We start from the raw sequence: 14,506 nt of genomic DNA, 5'->3' as shown, positions 1-14,506 counted from the left end.
AATCTTATGAACGAAAAAAGTTGCCTTCGGGTTACTTTTTTGTTACAATATCTAGAAAAATTATTCACTGTAAATTGTCTTTTAGAAAAGGAGCCTAGAATGAAAGTCTTTCAGCATGTAAATATCGTGACTTGTGATCAAGATTTCCATGTTTATCTGAATGGAATCTTAGCAGTTAAGGATTCTCAAATCGTCTATGTCGGTCAAGAGAATTCAGAGATTTTAGAGCAAGCTGAGCAGATTATAGACTATCAGGGGGCCTGGATTATGCCTGGTTTGGTCAATTGTCACACCCATTCTGCTATGACAGGATTGAGAGGAATTCGAGATGATAGCAATCTCCATGAATGGCTTAATGACTATATCTGGCCAGCAGAAGCAGACTTTACACCAGAGATGACCACAAAGGCAGTCAAGCAGGCTCTGACAGAGATGCTCCAGTCGGGAACAACAACCTTCAACGATATGTATAATCCCAATGGTGTGGATATTGAGCGGATTTATCAGACAGTGAAAACTTCCAAGATGCGTTGTTATTTCTCACCAACCCTCTTTTCTTCGGAGACAGAAACAACTGCTGAGACGATAAGCAGAACTCGAGCAATCATTGAAGAAATTATTGGATATAAAAATCCAAATTTCAAGGTGATGGTAGCCCCACATTCTCCCTACAGCTGTGATAGAGACTTGCTGGCAGAAAGCTTAGATATGGCAAAAGAGCTTGCTATTCCAATCCATATCCACGTGGCGGAGACCAAGGAGGAGTCAGGAATTATCCTGAAACGATACGGCAAACGCCCCCTCGCCTTTCTTGAAGAACTGGGTTACTTAGATCATCCGTCTGTCTTTGCTCACGGGATCGAATTAAACGAGAGAGAAATTGAACGCTTGGCAACTTCTCAAGTGGCTATTGCCCACAATCCTATCAGTAACCTCAAATTGGCATCAGGGATTGCTCCCATCATCCAACTGCAAAAAGCAGGAATAGCAGTAGGAATTGCGACTGACTCGGTCGCTTCTAATAATAATTTAGACATGTTTGAGGAAGGTCGAACTGCAGCCCTTCTTCAGAAGATGAAAAGTGGGGATGCCAGCCAATTCCCTATCGAAACAGCTCTCAAAGCTCTAACGATAGAAGGTGCTAAGGTTCTTGGAATGGACGAACAGATAGGAAGTTTGGAAGTCGGCAAGCAAGCAGATTTTCTGGTCATCCAACCACAAGGGAAAATTCATCTCCAACCTCAAGAAAATATGCTTTCCCATCTGGTTTATGCTGTCAAGTCCAGTGATGTTGATGATGTCTATATTGCAGGAGAACAGGTTGTTAAGCAAGGTCAGGTCCTAACAGTAGAACTTTAAAAGAAAAATCACGAAAAAATCTTAAAAAAAGTTTGCAAAAATCTTGCATTCTTTTTTTGACTATGCTATACTTATATACGGTTTGAAAAAACTGCCTAAGACAGTAGGGGAGCTTGACTCATAAATATCCTACCGAGGACAAAACGTATCATGTAAAAAGAAGCGTATTGTACTTTCGTGTCTAGGTTTGGGCGCGTTTTTCTTTTGAAAAATTTACCCAAGCAAAATAATAACGGAGGTGAACACACTAATGAGTGAAGCAATTATTGCTAAAAAAGCGGAACTAGTTGACGTAGTAGCTGAGAAAATGAAAGCTGCTGCATCTATCGTCGTTGTAGACGCTCGTGGTTTGACAGTTGAGCAAGATACAGTTCTTCGTCGTGAGCTTCGTGGAAGCGAAGTTGAGTATAAAGTTATTAAAAACTCAATCTTGCGTCGTGCAGCTGAAAAAGCTGGTCTTGAAGATCTTGCATCTGTATTTGTTGGACCATCTGCAGTAGCATTTTCTAACGAAGATGTTATCGCACCAGCGAAAATCTTGAACGACTTTTCTAAAAACGCTGAAGCACTTGAAATCAAAGGTGGTGCAATCGAAGGCGCTGTCGCATCTAAAGAAGAGATTCTTGCACTTGCAACTCTTCCAAACCGCGAAGGACTTCTTTCTATGCTCCTTTCTGTACTTCAAGCGCCAGTGCGCAACGTTGCTCTTGCAGTCAAAGCGGTTGCAGACAACAAAGAAGACGCAGCTTAATCTTAAGCTACGCAGCGTAGCCTAGCTACGAAAATCTATTATAAATTTAAAACATATTTGGAGGAAATAACAATGGCATTGAACATTGAAAACATTATTGCTGAAATTAAAGAAGCTTCAATCCTTGAATTGAACGACCTTGTAAAAGCTATCGAAGAAGAATTTGGTGTAACTGCAGCTGCTCCTGTAGCTGTTGCTGCAGCTGGTGCTGCTGACGCTGGTGCTGCTAAAGATTCATTCGACGTTGAATTGACATCTGCAGGCGACAAAAAAGTTGGCGTTATCAAAGTTGTACGTGAAATCACTGGTCTTGGTCTTAAAGAAGCTAAAGAACTTGTTGACGGTGCACCAGCACTTGTTAAAGAAGGCGTTGCAACTGCAGAAGCTGAAGAAATCAAAGCTAAATTGGAAGAAGCTGGAGCTTCAGTTACTCTTAAATAATAGAGCAACTACATTAGTAGCTTAAAAACATGATTAAACCGCTATTCTTAGGAGTAGCGGTTTTTATTTTTATGTGTCAGGGGGCAAAAAAGGGGGCGAGTAAGTAATTTTCCAACTTTTTAATTCAAGCTAAAAATCCCCAATCATAGTGATTGAGGATTGAGCAAATGAATCTTAAACAATACCTTGTGAAATCATAGCGTTTGCTACATTTTCAAAGGCTGCAATGTTTGCTCCTGCAAGGTAGTCTTTATCAAGACCATATGTTTCTGAAGTTGTTTTAGCTGTGTTAAAGATGTTTGTCATGATATCTTTGAGACGTCCGTCAACTTCTTCACGAGTCCATGAAAGGCGAAGACTGTTTTGGCTCATTTCAAGGGCTGAAACGGCTACACCACCAGCGTTGGCAGCTTTGGCAGGTCCGTAGAAGATACCATTTTCTTTGTAAACTTTGATGGCATCAAGGTCGCTTGGCATGTTAGCACCTTCAGAGACACAGATAACGCCTTGAGCAACCAAGCGTTTAGCTGCTTCACCGTTGATTTCGTTTTGAGTCGCACATGGAAGCGCAATATCATAGTTTCCAGCGTAAGTCCATACAGAACCTTCATGATAAGTAGCGGTTGCTTTCTCAGCTGCATACTCAGTCAAACGAGCGCGACGTTTTTCTTTAACGTCAACCAAAAGATCGAAGTCGATACCATTTTCATCGATGACATAACCATTTGAGTCAGATACAGAGATAACAGTTGCACCAAGTTCAGTCGCTTTTTGAAGAGCGTATTGAGCAACGTTACCAGAACCTGAAATAACCACTTTCTTACCAGCAAAGCTGTTACCGTTAGCTTTAAGCATTTCTTCAGTATAGTAAACCAAACCGTAACCAGTTGCTTCTGGACGAATCAAGCTACCACCAAATCCACGAGGTTTACCAGTCAAGACACCAGCATCAAATTGGTTAAGGCGTTTGTATTGACCGTAAAGGTAACCAATCTCACGTCCACCAACACCGATATCACCAGCAGGTACGTCAAGTGATGGGCCGATGTATTTTTGTAGTTCAGTCATGAAGCTTTGGCAGAAGCGCATCACTTCAGCATCTGTTTTACCTTTAGGATCGAAGTCTGATCCACCTTTACCTCCACCGATTGGAAGTCCAGTCAAAACGTTTTTAAAGATTTGTTCAAATCCGAGGAATTTCAAAATCCCTTGGTTTACAGTTGGGTGGAAACGAAGTCCGCCTTTGTATGGTCCAACAGCTGAGTTGAATTGAACACGGTAACCGCGGTTTACTTGAACTTTTCCATCACGGTCAACCCAAGGAACACGGAAAGAAATCACGCGCTCTGGCTCAGTAATACGTGCCAAGATATTTTCTTCGATATACTCAGGGTGTTTTTCAAATACAGGTTCTAAAGTGTTGAAAAATTCTTCAACAGCTTGAAGGAACTCAGCCTCGTGCCCGTTACGAGCTTTTACAGTTTCAAACACGCTTTGGATATATTCTTTAGCAGATGTCATATCGTTCTCCTTAAATTCTAATTTAATTATGTGTGTCATTATAGCAGAATTTTTTTTAACTGTAAAGAGAAAAAACAAAAATTTTCTAAAAATTCTATCAATTTAGTTTTGAGACTTTTTAAAAATAGATAAAAAACGAACCTTTTTCTTGTAAATATCTTTCTCAAAGAGAAAATCTGAAAATATGGTATAATATTAGCAATAAAAGGAATCTGGAGGATCAGAATCATGGTATCAACGAAAACGCAAATTGCTGGTTTTGAGTTTGACAATTGTTTGATGAATGCAGCAGGTGTGGCTTGTATGACGATAGAGGAGCTGGAAGGGGTTAAAAACTCAGTGGCAGGAACTTTTGTGACCAAGACAGCGACCTTGGACTTTCGTCAGGGAAACCCTGAGCCACGCTATCAAGATGTTCCACTTGGTTCTATCAACTCTATGGGATTACCGAATAATGGCTTAGACTATTATTTGGACTATCTTTTGGATTTACAGGAAAAAGAGCCAAACCGAACTTTCTTCCTATCTCTAGTCGGCATGTCTCCAGAGGAAACCCATACTATCTTGAAAAAAGTCCAAGAGAGTGAGTTTCGTGGTCTGACTGAGCTAAACCTTTCCTGTCCAAATGTTCCAGGTAAACCTCAGATTGCCTATGATTTTGAGACAACAGACCGGATTTTGGCAGAGGTATTTGCCTACTTCACCAAACCTCTTGGAATTAAATTGCCACCATATTTTGATATTGTTCACTTTGACCAAACGGCAGTTATTTTCAATAAGTATCCTCTTAAGTTTGTCAACTGCGTCAACTCTATCGGAAACGGCCTTTATATAGAAGATGAGTCTGTCGTTATTCGTCCTAAAAATGGTTTTGGGGGGATTGGTGGTGAGTATATCAAACCGACTGCTCTAGCTAATGTTCACGCCTTTTATCAACGTTTAAATCCTCAAATCCAAATCATCGGAACAGGTGGCGTGTTGACTGGTCGTGATGCCTTTGAACATATCCTCTGTGGAGCAAGTATGGTGCAGGTGGGAACCACCCTTCACAAAGAAGGCGTCAGTGCTTTTGAACGTATTACCAATGAACTGAAAGCAATCATGGCGGAAAAAGGGTACGATAGCCTAGAAGATTTCCGTGGGAAATTGTGCTATATCGATTAAATGAATTAAAAAGTCAGAAGAAAGGAGAGAAGATGCTAGCCATTGAAGAGAGTCAGAAGTTGACTTTAGCAAATTTACCGAACCTGAGCCTTTTTACAGGGACAGATCAGGGTCAGTTTGAAGTGATGAAGAGTCAAGTGTTGAAACAGATTGGTTATGATTCTGCCGACCTCAACTTTGCCTACTTTGATATGAAAGAAGTAGTTTACAAGGATGTGGAACTGGAGTTGGTCAGCCTTCCTTTCTTTGCGGATGAGAAAATCGTGATATTGGATCATTTTGTCGATATTACAACAGCCAAGAAACGCTTTTTAACAGATGATGAGCTCAAGTCGTTTGAGGAATACCTTGACAATCCTTCACCAACAACCAAGTTGCTAATCTTTGCAGAAGGAAAACTGGATAGTAAAAGGCGGTTGGTTAAATTACTTAAGCGTGATGCCAAGGTCTTTGATGCAGTAGAAGTCAAAGAACAAGAATTGCGCCAGTATTTCCAAAAGTGGAGCCAGAAACAAGGTCTGCAGTTTGCTAATCATTCTTTTGAAAATCTTCTCGTCAAGTCGGGTTTTCAATTTAGTGAAATTCAGAAAAATCTCCTCTTTTTACAGTCCTATAAGGAAGACTCTGTTATCGAGGAAGAGGATATTGTTAACGCAATTCCCAAGACCTTGCAGGACAATATTTTTGATTTAACTCAGTTTATTCTGACTAAAAAGATGGATCAGGCGCGCGATTTGGTTAGAGATTTGACCTTGCAAGGTGAAGATGAAATTAAACTGATTGCAGTCATGCTAGGGCAATTTCGGACTTTTACTCAGGTGAAGATTTTGGCGGAGTCTGGGCAAACAGAATCGCAGATTGCAAGTAGTCTAGGAAGTTTTCTCGGACGCAATCCCAATCCCTATCAAATCAAGTTTGCGCTGAGAGATGCGCGAGGACTTTCCTTGAGCTTTTTGAAGCAAGCTATTTCTTATTTGATTGAGACAGACTATCAGATTAAGACAGGTCTTTATGAAAAGAGTTTCCTTTTTGAAAAAGCACTCTTACAGATTGCTAGTCAGGTTAATTGACATTTTTTTGAAACTACAACCCACGTCAATATTATCTTGTCGTGGGTTTCTTGCTGATTTGCTTGTTTTATTGGACAGTATTTCAGTGATTTCTTCATCTATAAGCAAAAAACTTGAAAAAAGTGAATGTTTGCGTTATCATTTTCATATAGAAAGAAAAAGAGGTATTACAGATGGCTATTATCTTACCAGAACTTCCATATGCATACGACGCTTTGGAACCATACATCGATGCGGAAACAATGCATTTGCACCATGACAAACACCATCAAACGTATGTCAACAATGCCAATGCAGCTCTTGAAAAACACCCTGAAATCGGTGAAGATCTTGAAGCCTTGCTTGCTGATGTAGAATCTATTCCAGCTGATATCCGTCAAGCACTTATCAACAACGGTGGCGGACACTTGAACCATGCTCTTTTCTGGGAATTGATGACTCCTGAAAAAACAGCTCCATCAGCAGAACTGTCAGCAGCAATCGATGCAACATTTGGTTCATTTGAAGACTTCCAAGCAGCCTTCACTGCAGCAGCAACAACTCGTTTCGGTTCTGGCTGGGCATGGTTGGTTGTCAACAAAGAGGGTAAACTTGAAGTGACTTCAACAGCAAATCAAGACACACCAATCTCAGAAGGCAAAAAACCAATCTTGGGCTTGGACGTTTGGGAACATGCTTACTACGTAAAATACCGCAACGTGCGTCCTGACTACATCAAAGCTTTCTTCTCAGTGATCAACTGGAACAAAGTAGATGAATTGTACGCAGCTGCTAAATAATGATAGTTGGAGGGAAGAATTGTTCTTCTCTTTTTAAGGTTATATTATTTTGGTCTGACAAAATCGTCAGACTTTTTTCATTTTTATGAGAAACGTGCTAACTGCTAGAAATTATGGTAGAATAAAGTATTAAGTAATCGTGAAAAAAGGATATCTATGCGAAAAGAAATTGCACCTGAATTATACAACTATAACAAGTTTCCTGGTCCTGAGTTCCATTTACACGGGGACAAGGTTGAAACGGAAGGGATAGCTTTTTCCTTGGTGGAAAATATCAAGGATGCCTTTGATGTGACGGCTTTTAATCAGCGTTTTTCAGAAGTCTTAACAAAGTTTGATTATATCGTGGGGGACTGGAGTAATGAACAGCTTCGCCTACGAGGTTTTTACAAGGATGACCGAACAGAAGAAAAACTTGAAAAAATCAGTCGTTTACAAGACTACCTTTTAGAGTATTGTAGTTATGGTTGTGCCTATTTTGTCCTAGAAAATGAAGCCCCTAAGCGAGCATCATTTGACAAGAAAATGCGTAAGAAGGAAGAAGAAACATCTTCTAGAAAAGGAAAGAAATCGACTCAAACTAAACGAAAACCGAATGCAGATAAGAAAAATAGACGTCGTCAGAAAGACCAGCATTCTCAGAAAGAGGACAAGGGACAACGTCATTTTGTCATTCGTCAGAAGTGAGTAGAGAATAAGGAGAAGAAATGAAACCGTCAATTTATAGTTTAACACGTCAAACCATGCAGGAATGGGTTTTGGAGCAGGGAGAAAAGAAATTCCGTGCAGATCAAATCTGGGAATGGCTTTACCGTAAACGTGTCCAGTCATTTGAAGAGATGACCAACCTTTCCAAGGATTTGATTGCTAAGCTTAATGACCAGTTTGTGGTCAATCCCTTGAAACAACGTATTGTTCAAGAGTCTGCTGATGGTACTGTCAAATATCTCTTTGAGTTGCCTGATGGTATGTTGATAGAGACTGTACTCATGCGTCAACACTATGGTTTGTCTGTCTGTGTGACCACTCAGGTCGGGTGTAATATCGGTTGTACCTTTTGTGCCTCTGGTTTGATCAAGAAGCAACGTGACCTCAATAACGGTGAAATCGTAGCGCAAATCATGCTGGTTCAGAAGTACTTTGATGAGCGTGGTCAGGATGAACGCGTCAGCCATATCGTTGTCATGGGAATTGGTGAACCCTTTGATAACTATAACAATGTCTTAAATTTCGTTCGTACAATCAATGATGATAAAGGAATGGCCATTGGTGCTCGTCACATCACGGTTTCTACGTCAGGTTTGGCCCATAAAATTCGTGATTTTGCTAATGAAGGAGTTCAGGTCAATCTTGCTGTTTCCCTTCACGCACCCAACAATGAATTGCGTTCAAGCATCATGAAGATTAACCGTGCCTTTCCGATTGAAAAACTCTTTGCGGCTATTGAGTACTATATTGAGACAACCAACCGCCGTGTGACCTTTGAGTATATCATGCTCAATGAAGTCAATGACGGTGTAGAACAAGCCTTGGAATTGGCTGAATTGCTCAAGAACATCAAGAAATTGTCTTATGTCAACTTGATTCCTTATAACCCAGTTAGTGAGCATGACCAATATAGCCGTAGTCCTAAAGAGCGCGTCCTGGCCTTCTATGATACGCTTAAGAAAAAAGGGGTCAACTGTGTTGTTCGTCAAGAGCATGGTACAGATATTGATGCAGCTTGTGGACAATTGCGCTCTAACACAATGAAACGTGACCGCCAGAAAGCAGTCGCAGCAGTCAATCCTTAATGATGAAGAAAACTTATAATCATATTTTGGTTTGGGGAGTCATTTTCTATAGCATTTGTATCGTCTATTTTTGCTTTACTCCTCAAGAACATTCTCCCGTGGGAGTGGAAACTCCAGGTATTCAGCATCTTGGACGCCTGGTTTTTCTTTTGACTCCTTTCAATTCTCTCTGGAAACTGGGCGAAGTGAGTGATGTAGGACAATTATTTTGGATTTTTTTACAAAATATCCTCAATGTCTTCTTGCTTTTTCCTCTTGTTTTCCAACTCCTTTATCTCCTTCCAAACTTGCGGAAAACAAAAAAGGTGCTACTTTTTAGCTTTCTAGTGAGTCTTGGAATTGAGTGTACGCAGTTAGTCTTGGACTTTGTCTTTGATTTTAATCGCGTCTTTGAGATTGATGATTTGTGGACTAATACCTTGGGTGGCTATTTGGCTTGGTTCCTCTATAAACAATTACATAAAAACAAGATAAGGAATTAAAATGAGTATTTTAGAAGTTAAAAATTTGAGTCACGGTTTTGGTGACCGTGCAATTTTTGAAGATGTGTCCTTCCGTCTCCTAAAGGGAGAACATATCGGCCTGGTCGGTGCCAATGGTGAAGGAAAATCAACCTTTATGAGCATCGTGACTGGTAAGATGTTGCCAGATGAAGGGAAGGTTGAGTGGTCTAAATATGTGACTGCTGGTTACTTGGACCAGCACTCCGTCCTTGCTGAAGGGCAGTCGGTGCGTGATGTTCTCCGTACGGCCTTTGATGAGCTGTTTAAAGCTGAAGCTCGTATCAATGACCTTTATATGGAAATGGCTGAAGACGGAGCGGATGTTGATGCTCTCATGGAAGAAGTGGGAGAACTTCAAGACCGTCTGGAGAGTCGTGATTTCTATACCTTGGATGCTAAGATTGACGAAGTAGCGCGTGCCCTTGGTGTCATGGACTTTGGCATGGATACAGATGTAACCTCTTTGTCAGGTGGGCAAAGAACTAAGGTACTTTTGGCTAAACTCCTCCTTGAAAAGCCTGATATCTTGCTGTTGGATGAGCCAACCAACTACTTGGATGCTGAGCATATTGACTGGCTCAAGCGCTATCTCCAAAACTATGAGAATGCCTTTGTTCTTATTTCACACGATATTCCATTCCTGAACGATGTGATTAATATTGTCTATCATGTGGAAAATCAACAGTTGACGCGTTACTCTGGTGACTACTACCAGTTCCAAGAAGTCTATGCGATGAAGAAATCTCAGCTAGAGGCAGCCTACGAACGTCAGCAGAAAGAGATTGCAGATCTCAAAGACTTTGTCGCACGTAATAAAGCGCGTGTTGCAACACGAAACATGGCCATGTCTCGTCAAAAGAAATTGGATAAGATGGATATTATCGAGTTGCAAAGTGAGAAACCAAAGCCATCCTTTGATTTCAAACCGGCTCGTACACCAGGGCGCTTTATCTTCCAAGCCAAGGACTTGCAGATTGGTTACGACCGTCCTCTTACTAAGCCCTTAAACCTAACCTTTGAACGCAATCAAAAGGTTGCCATTATCGGGGCAAATGGCATCGGGAAAACAACTCTCTTGAAGTCTCTCTTGGGCATTATTCCGCCAATCGCTGGGGAGGTTGAACGTGGAGACTACCTAGAACTTGGCTACTTTGAACAGGAAGTAGAAGGTGGCAATCGTCAAACTCCACTAGAGGCTGTTTGGAATGCCTTTCCTGCACTTAACCAAGCAGAAGTTCGTGCAGCCCTTGCTCGTTGTGGTTTGACAACCAAGCATATTGAAAGCCAAATTCAGGTCTTGTCAGGTGGGGAACAAGCCAAGGTGCGTTTCTGTCTCTTGATGAATCGTGAAAACAACGTTTTAGTGCTGGACGAGCCGACTAACCATTTGGATGTGGATGCCAAGGATGAACTCAAACGTGCTCTTAAAGAATACAAGGGATCCATTCTTATGGTCTGCCACGAACCAGACTTCTATGAAGGCTGGATGGACCAAATCTGGGATTTTAATAATTTAACTTAAGAATGAGGATAAAAGAAATACAGTACCGAATGTGGATACTGTATTTTTTGGTTTTTAAGATTTAAAATTGTAGTCTTTCACCACTTCGATGCTGTCGATTGTGATAGCAGTAGTTGGCTTGTCTTTTTCATCTTTTTCGGCTTTAGCAATCTTATCTACAACATCCATACCGTCAATCACTTGACCAAAGACTGGGTGTTTGCCATCTAGACTAGGGTTTCCACCTTCTTTGTAGGCTTCGATGATTTTCTTTGGATACTTGCTTGTAGGGAGTTTAGCAGAGGTATCTGTAGAGTTTTGGTTGATGAAGAACTGGCTACCATTGGTGTTTGGTTGACCAGTATTAGCCATAGAAAGAGCACCACGGATGTTATAGAGATAAGGAGTAATCTCGTTCTTGAAACCAGTTCCCTTGTCTTTAGTCTTATCCTTGTCATGCCAGATGGACTGACCGCCTGTACCGTCCCCTTTTGGATCTCCAGTCTGGACCATAAAGCCATCGATAACACGGTGGAAGGTAATACCGTTATAGTAGCCTTCTTTGGCATGAGTGAGGAAATTTTCAACCGCTAGAGGAGCGAGTTTAGGGAAGAGCTTAATACGAATATCACCTTGGCTTGTGTGGAGAATCACTTCAGCTTCGTCTTCAGCAACTTCTTTAGATAGTTGTGGGAAATTGGCGTTTTCGTTTGTCAAAGCATCATTTAACTCCTTGGCAGATTGGGCAGCTGCTTTGGAGCTTTCCTCAGCGGCCAAGCTAGAATCTACATAGTCATCACCACGCAAACTACGTTGGATGTTGCTACATCCAGCTAGGGCTACAGTAGACAGTAAAAAAAGGGTTGCTAGTTTTTTCATTCTATTCCTCTCAAAAATTCATTTCTACCATTGTACCCTAAAAGGAAGGGGATTTCAAATATTAGTGACAAGGTAGTTTTAGAGGAGCCAACCAGAAAGTAGCTTGCTTAGGTGCAACAATGCCATAAGTGTACTCAAAGTATTTAGGGAACCAGATCTTAAGAGAGCTCGTAAAGTATCACAATTAGTAAACGTTAATTCGAAAGAATTACTATATTTTAAAAGAGTACATTTTCAAAGGATTTTTTCTTTTGGATTCAATTCCTAATTAATCAATGAACTTAATACTAGGTCTCGAAAAGAATTATGCTTCCTCTTTCTGTCTGAGTTCAAAGAGGTCTTCTACTTTCAGATTAAAAACTTGAGCAATTTTAAGAGCCATTTCCAGAGAAGGATTGTAACGGTTATTTTCCAAGTGCAGAATTGTCTCGCGTCGCATGCCGATGAGGTCGGCTAACTCCTGCTGGGTCATGCCTGTAGACTCACGAACAGATTTAAGATTAGTAATAATCTTGCTTTCTTTGGCCATGCTTATCCTCTCCGTTCCAAGATAAGATAGACAACCGCAAAGATGCAAATCAAGGCAGCTATGCTAATAAATATTTGGCCCATGTAAAGAGTGAGAGCCCCCATATACCCAATGATAACTGCTAGGATCATCAGTGCGCCTAGTATAAAAACAAACATCAAGCTAGTTGCCTTTGCTAAATTAGCATAAAAGCGTTCGTCCGGAGTTTCCTTGACATTTTTCAAACAGAAAAAAACAAATAAAATCACTTCAATAACGAGGCCAATTCCCAAAATCCATTCTTTAATACCAGAACTTACGCTTGGGGTCGCAACCCAAATCCCTACTGTATAAAAAATGCTTGCTGCAAAAAAAAGTATCGTGTAAAGCTTAGCAGACAAGTCAAAAATAGTCTTTCCCTTACCTTTCTGACTCTTATGTAGCCAGCTACAAATAGCTACAATTTGACCTGACACTGAAATACCAGTAATAACTAACTTGGGTCCCCAACTAAGATTAGAACCAAATAAAACAATAAAATCAATAAAGAGAGCTACGGCAATCATTGCAATGAGGCCACGCATTTTTTGACTTTTTTTCATGATAGACTCCTTTTTTGTGTTATAAATATATCACACTTAAATTTTATGTTATAAATATATCACATTTAAATTTAGAAAGCAAGAATTTATGTGCCAAGATGGCAGTTATTTGAAAAAATTTTTTAATAAAAGTCCTCGCTAGTCAAACAACTAAAGAATTCTTTGAAGCAATGCATCGGATTTGGTTTGGATAGTTTCGTTAATAATATTTGATGATAAAAAATTTTTGGAAAATCTAGATACTGTATGAATCTCTACTTTTTTTCTTAGACTGTTATAAAGTCTGTCAGAATAAGCGTTATAGGTGTAGAAGTTAATTTTTACAGAACTAAATTATTCCCCTATTTAGAATCTATTAATTCATATTTTATAAATTAATTAGTAGATATCATTCTTAAAATCCTTGATATTTCGTTTGGGAACAGGCTTGAGATTTAGAAGCCAAGTATCCAAATCTCGTTCAGGAGAGATGAAGGGTTTGACTTGGTGTTCTTTATAAAATGTTTCTAAAATAGTATTTATGACATTCTCTTTCTGATTTTTCTTTAAAAGTATAACAAATTTCTAAATGGTTTAAAAAATTCATAGTCTGTCAAGTTTTTTTCTTGACACCTGTTAGAAATCTGCTATAATAGAACATGTGCTAAATAGCTCAGCTATTTCACCGAAATAAAAAATAAGAAAAGAGACTTTAAAAATGGCAGTTAAAATCCGTTTGACTCGTATGGGTTCTAAGAAAAAACCTTTCTACCGTATCAACGTAGCAGATTCACGTTCACCACGTGACGGACGTTTCATCGAAACAGTTGGAACTTACAACCCACTTGTTGCTGAAAACCAAGTAACTTTGAAAGAAGACCGCGTTCTTGCATGGTTGGCTGATGGAGCTCAACCTTCAGATACAGTTCGCAACATCCTTTCAAAAGAAGGTGTATTGAAGAAATTCCACGATTCTAAATTCTCAAAATAAGTTTAAAGTAGGTTGACAGATGGATACGATTGAAAATCTCATTATTGCGATTGTGAAACCCTTGATTTCACAACCAGATGCCTTAACTATCAAGATTGAAGATACACCAGAGTTTTTGGAATATCATTTGGATCTTGATCAAAGTGATGTGGGTCGTGTAATCGGTCGTAAGGGTCGCACTATTTCTGCGATAAGAACGATTGTCTACTCTGTCCCAACTGAAGACAAAAAAGTAAGAATCGTTATTGACGAAAAATAAGAAGGGCGGGACGAATGTCTCGCTTTTTTTGCAAGGAGAAAGAATGAGAGATTTAACAGTTAGACAACTAGAAGAATATTTACTTGACCATTACCGACAATCTAGAACAGAAGAAGGGCTTTTTATTAAGCTAGTAGAAGAAGTCGGAGAAGTTGCTGAGGTTTTAAATGGACGCTCTGGTCGAAAAGAAGGAGTTCAAGATTCGAACGAGGAACTAGCAAAAGAACTGGCTGATATCATTCACTACACCGTCGCAATCGCAGCCATCAACCATATTGACCTTACCAAGACTATCTTTGAGAAAGATAAGACTGCAGCCATTAAGTACCAACATGAGCGTGATTTGGAAGGATTTTTGAAGGGGAAGTAAAGGTATTGTCCTCTTCCTCCAACTTGAGAAAATCCT

At 40.0% G+C, this 14,506-nt stretch carries 17 protein-coding genes and 1 other annotated feature; of the genes, 13 read left to right on the top strand and 4 right to left on the bottom strand.

Features of this window, described 5'->3' with window-relative positions; translation table 11 throughout:
• Positions 1–99: 99 nt before the first annotated feature.
• The 3 genes from D8848_RS01005 (at position 100) to rplL (ending at position 2,551) form a co-directional block, all read left to right on the top strand.
• Positions 100–1,359, top strand: coding sequence for a TRZ/ATZ family protein (locus D8848_RS01005; RefSeq protein WP_125442859.1), 1,260 nt, complete (start codon positions 100–102; stop codon positions 1,357–1,359).
• Positions 1,360–1,435: 76 nt separating this feature from the next.
• Positions 1,436–1,571 (top strand) — a sequence feature (ribosomal protein L10 leader region).
• 38 nt (positions 1,572–1,609) lie between these two features.
• Positions 1,610–2,110, top strand: a complete 501-nt coding sequence (gene rplJ, locus D8848_RS00995; RefSeq protein ID WP_001287277.1) for a 50S ribosomal protein L10 — start codon at positions 1,610–1,612, stop codon at positions 2,108–2,110.
• A 72-nt stretch (positions 2,111–2,182) separates the two neighbouring features.
• The gene (gene rplL, locus D8848_RS00990; RefSeq protein ID WP_001196965.1) at positions 2,183–2,551 is read left to right on the top strand and encodes a 50S ribosomal protein L7/L12; all 369 of its coding nucleotides are present in this window, start codon (positions 2,183–2,185) and stop codon (positions 2,549–2,551) included.
• Positions 2,552–2,725: 174 nt separating this feature from the next.
• On the opposite strand, the gene gdhA is transcribed toward rplL, so the two are convergent.
• The gene (gene gdhA / locus D8848_RS00985; RefSeq protein WP_125443002.1) at positions 2,726–4,072 is read right to left on the bottom strand and encodes an NADP-specific glutamate dehydrogenase; all 1,347 of its coding nucleotides are present in this window, start codon (positions 4,070–4,072) and stop codon (positions 2,726–2,728) included.
• Between the two features lie 228 nt (positions 4,073–4,300).
• Between gdhA and D8848_RS00980 the strand changes: the two genes are divergently transcribed.
• From D8848_RS00980 to D8848_RS00950, 7 genes are all read left to right on the top strand, one after another.
• On the top strand, positions 4,301–5,236 hold the full coding sequence (locus D8848_RS00980; RefSeq protein ID WP_125442858.1) for a dihydroorotate oxidase: 936 nt from the start codon (positions 4,301–4,303) through the stop codon (positions 5,234–5,236).
• Between the two features lie 32 nt (positions 5,237–5,268).
• Positions 5,269–6,306 (top strand): DNA polymerase III subunit delta, encoded by a 1,038-nt coding sequence (holA, locus tag D8848_RS00975; protein ID WP_125442857.1) that lies wholly within the window; start codon positions 5,269–5,271, stop codon positions 6,304–6,306.
• 173 nt (positions 6,307–6,479) lie between these two features.
• Complete coding sequence (gene sodA, locus D8848_RS00970) at positions 6,480–7,085, top strand: superoxide dismutase SodA (protein WP_125442856.1); 606 nt, start codon at positions 6,480–6,482, stop codon at positions 7,083–7,085.
• A 156-nt stretch (positions 7,086–7,241) separates the two neighbouring features.
• Positions 7,242–7,772, top strand: coding sequence for a YutD family protein (locus D8848_RS00965; protein WP_060628553.1), 531 nt, complete (start codon positions 7,242–7,244; stop codon positions 7,770–7,772).
• A 20-nt stretch (positions 7,773–7,792) separates the two neighbouring features.
• Positions 7,793–8,878: a dual-specificity RNA methyltransferase RlmN gene (rlmN, locus tag D8848_RS00960; RefSeq protein ID WP_000804760.1), complete on the top strand. Its 1,086-nt coding sequence runs from the start codon at positions 7,793–7,795 to the stop codon at positions 8,876–8,878.
• Positions 8,878–9,360 carry a VanZ family protein gene (locus D8848_RS00955; RefSeq protein ID WP_125442855.1) on the top strand — a complete coding sequence of 161 codons (483 nt, stop codon included), beginning with the start codon at positions 8,878–8,880 and terminating at the stop codon, positions 9,358–9,360. The genes rlmN and D8848_RS00955 overlap by 1 nt, the downstream gene beginning before the upstream one ends.
• Position 9,361: 1 nt before the next feature.
• Positions 9,362–10,903: an ABC-F family ATP-binding cassette domain-containing protein gene (locus tag D8848_RS00950; RefSeq protein ID WP_000025378.1), complete on the top strand. Its 1,542-nt coding sequence runs from the start codon at positions 9,362–9,364 to the stop codon at positions 10,901–10,903.
• Between the two features lie 54 nt (positions 10,904–10,957).
• On the opposite strand, the gene D8848_RS00945 is transcribed toward D8848_RS00950, so the two are convergent.
• The 3 genes from D8848_RS00945 to D8848_RS00935 form a co-directional block, all read right to left on the bottom strand.
• Positions 10,958–11,761: a peptidylprolyl isomerase gene (locus tag D8848_RS00945; protein WP_125442854.1), complete on the bottom strand. Its 804-nt coding sequence runs from the start codon at positions 11,759–11,761 to the stop codon at positions 10,958–10,960.
• A 304-nt stretch (positions 11,762–12,065) separates the two neighbouring features.
• Positions 12,066–12,290 carry a helix-turn-helix transcriptional regulator gene (locus D8848_RS00940; RefSeq protein ID WP_001041097.1) on the bottom strand — a complete coding sequence of 75 codons (225 nt, stop codon included), beginning with the start codon at positions 12,288–12,290 and terminating at the stop codon, positions 12,066–12,068.
• A 2-nt stretch (positions 12,291–12,292) separates the two neighbouring features.
• Positions 12,293–12,871: a hypothetical protein gene (locus D8848_RS00935; RefSeq protein ID WP_064276461.1), complete on the bottom strand. Its 579-nt coding sequence runs from the start codon at positions 12,869–12,871 to the stop codon at positions 12,293–12,295.
• A 697-nt stretch (positions 12,872–13,568) separates the two neighbouring features.
• Between D8848_RS00935 and rpsP the strand changes: the two genes are divergently transcribed.
• Genes rpsP through D8848_RS00920 form a run of 3 tightly spaced genes read left to right on the top strand, consistent with a single transcriptional unit; the run spans position 13,569 to position 14,470 of the window.
• Positions 13,569–13,841, top strand: a complete 273-nt coding sequence (rpsP, locus tag D8848_RS00930; RefSeq protein ID WP_000268760.1) for a 30S ribosomal protein S16 — start codon at positions 13,569–13,571, stop codon at positions 13,839–13,841.
• Positions 13,842–13,860: 19 nt separating this feature from the next.
• Entirely contained in the window at positions 13,861–14,100 is a 240-nt protein-coding gene (kphA, locus tag D8848_RS00925) for an RNA-binding protein KphA (RefSeq protein ID WP_000379617.1), read from the top strand.
• Between the two features lie 43 nt (positions 14,101–14,143).
• Positions 14,144–14,470: a MazG nucleotide pyrophosphohydrolase domain-containing protein gene (locus tag D8848_RS00920; RefSeq protein ID WP_125393004.1), complete on the top strand. Its 327-nt coding sequence runs from the start codon at positions 14,144–14,146 to the stop codon at positions 14,468–14,470.
• Positions 14,471–14,506: the final 36 nt, after the last annotated feature.

This window comes from Streptococcus mitis (assembly GCF_003942775.1).
GTDB lineage: Bacteria > Bacillota > Bacilli > Lactobacillales > Streptococcaceae > Streptococcus > Streptococcus mitis_CN.
The sequence above is the reverse complement of the archived record's forward strand: the minus strand, read 5'-3'. Positions and strand labels throughout refer to the sequence as shown.

Coding starts and splice junctions, on each gene's coding strand:
- D8848_RS01005 (WP_125442859.1), top strand. CDS start 100: ATGAAAGTCTTTCAGCATGTAAATATCGTGACTTGTGATCAAGATTTC.
- rplJ (WP_001287277.1), top strand. CDS start 1,610: ATGAGTGAAGCAATTATTGCTAAAAAAGCGGAACTAGTTGACGTAGTA.
- rplL (WP_001196965.1), top strand. CDS start 2,183: ATGGCATTGAACATTGAAAACATTATTGCTGAAATTAAAGAAGCTTCA.
- gdhA (WP_125443002.1), bottom strand. CDS start 4,072: ATGACATCTGCTAAAGAATATATCCAAAGCGTGTTTGAAACTGTAAAA.
- D8848_RS00980 (WP_125442858.1), top strand. CDS start 4,301: ATGGTATCAACGAAAACGCAAATTGCTGGTTTTGAGTTTGACAATTGT.
- holA (WP_125442857.1), top strand. CDS start 5,269: ATGCTAGCCATTGAAGAGAGTCAGAAGTTGACTTTAGCAAATTTACCG.
- sodA (WP_125442856.1), top strand. CDS start 6,480: ATGGCTATTATCTTACCAGAACTTCCATATGCATACGACGCTTTGGAA.
- D8848_RS00965 (WP_060628553.1), top strand. CDS start 7,242: ATGCGAAAAGAAATTGCACCTGAATTATACAACTATAACAAGTTTCCT.
- rlmN (WP_000804760.1), top strand. CDS start 7,793: ATGAAACCGTCAATTTATAGTTTAACACGTCAAACCATGCAGGAATGG.
- D8848_RS00955 (WP_125442855.1), top strand. CDS start 8,878: ATGATGAAGAAAACTTATAATCATATTTTGGTTTGGGGAGTCATTTTC.
- D8848_RS00950 (WP_000025378.1), top strand. CDS start 9,362: ATGAGTATTTTAGAAGTTAAAAATTTGAGTCACGGTTTTGGTGACCGT.
- D8848_RS00945 (WP_125442854.1), bottom strand. CDS start 11,761: ATGAAAAAACTAGCAACCCTTTTTTTACTGTCTACTGTAGCCCTAGCT.
- D8848_RS00940 (WP_001041097.1), bottom strand. CDS start 12,290: ATGGCCAAAGAAAGCAAGATTATTACTAATCTTAAATCTGTTCGTGAG.
- D8848_RS00935 (WP_064276461.1), bottom strand. CDS start 12,871: ATGAAAAAAAGTCAAAAAATGCGTGGCCTCATTGCAATGATTGCCGTA.
- rpsP (WP_000268760.1), top strand. CDS start 13,569: ATGGCAGTTAAAATCCGTTTGACTCGTATGGGTTCTAAGAAAAAACCT.
- kphA (WP_000379617.1), top strand. CDS start 13,861: ATGGATACGATTGAAAATCTCATTATTGCGATTGTGAAACCCTTGATT.
- D8848_RS00920 (WP_125393004.1), top strand. CDS start 14,144: ATGAGAGATTTAACAGTTAGACAACTAGAAGAATATTTACTTGACCAT.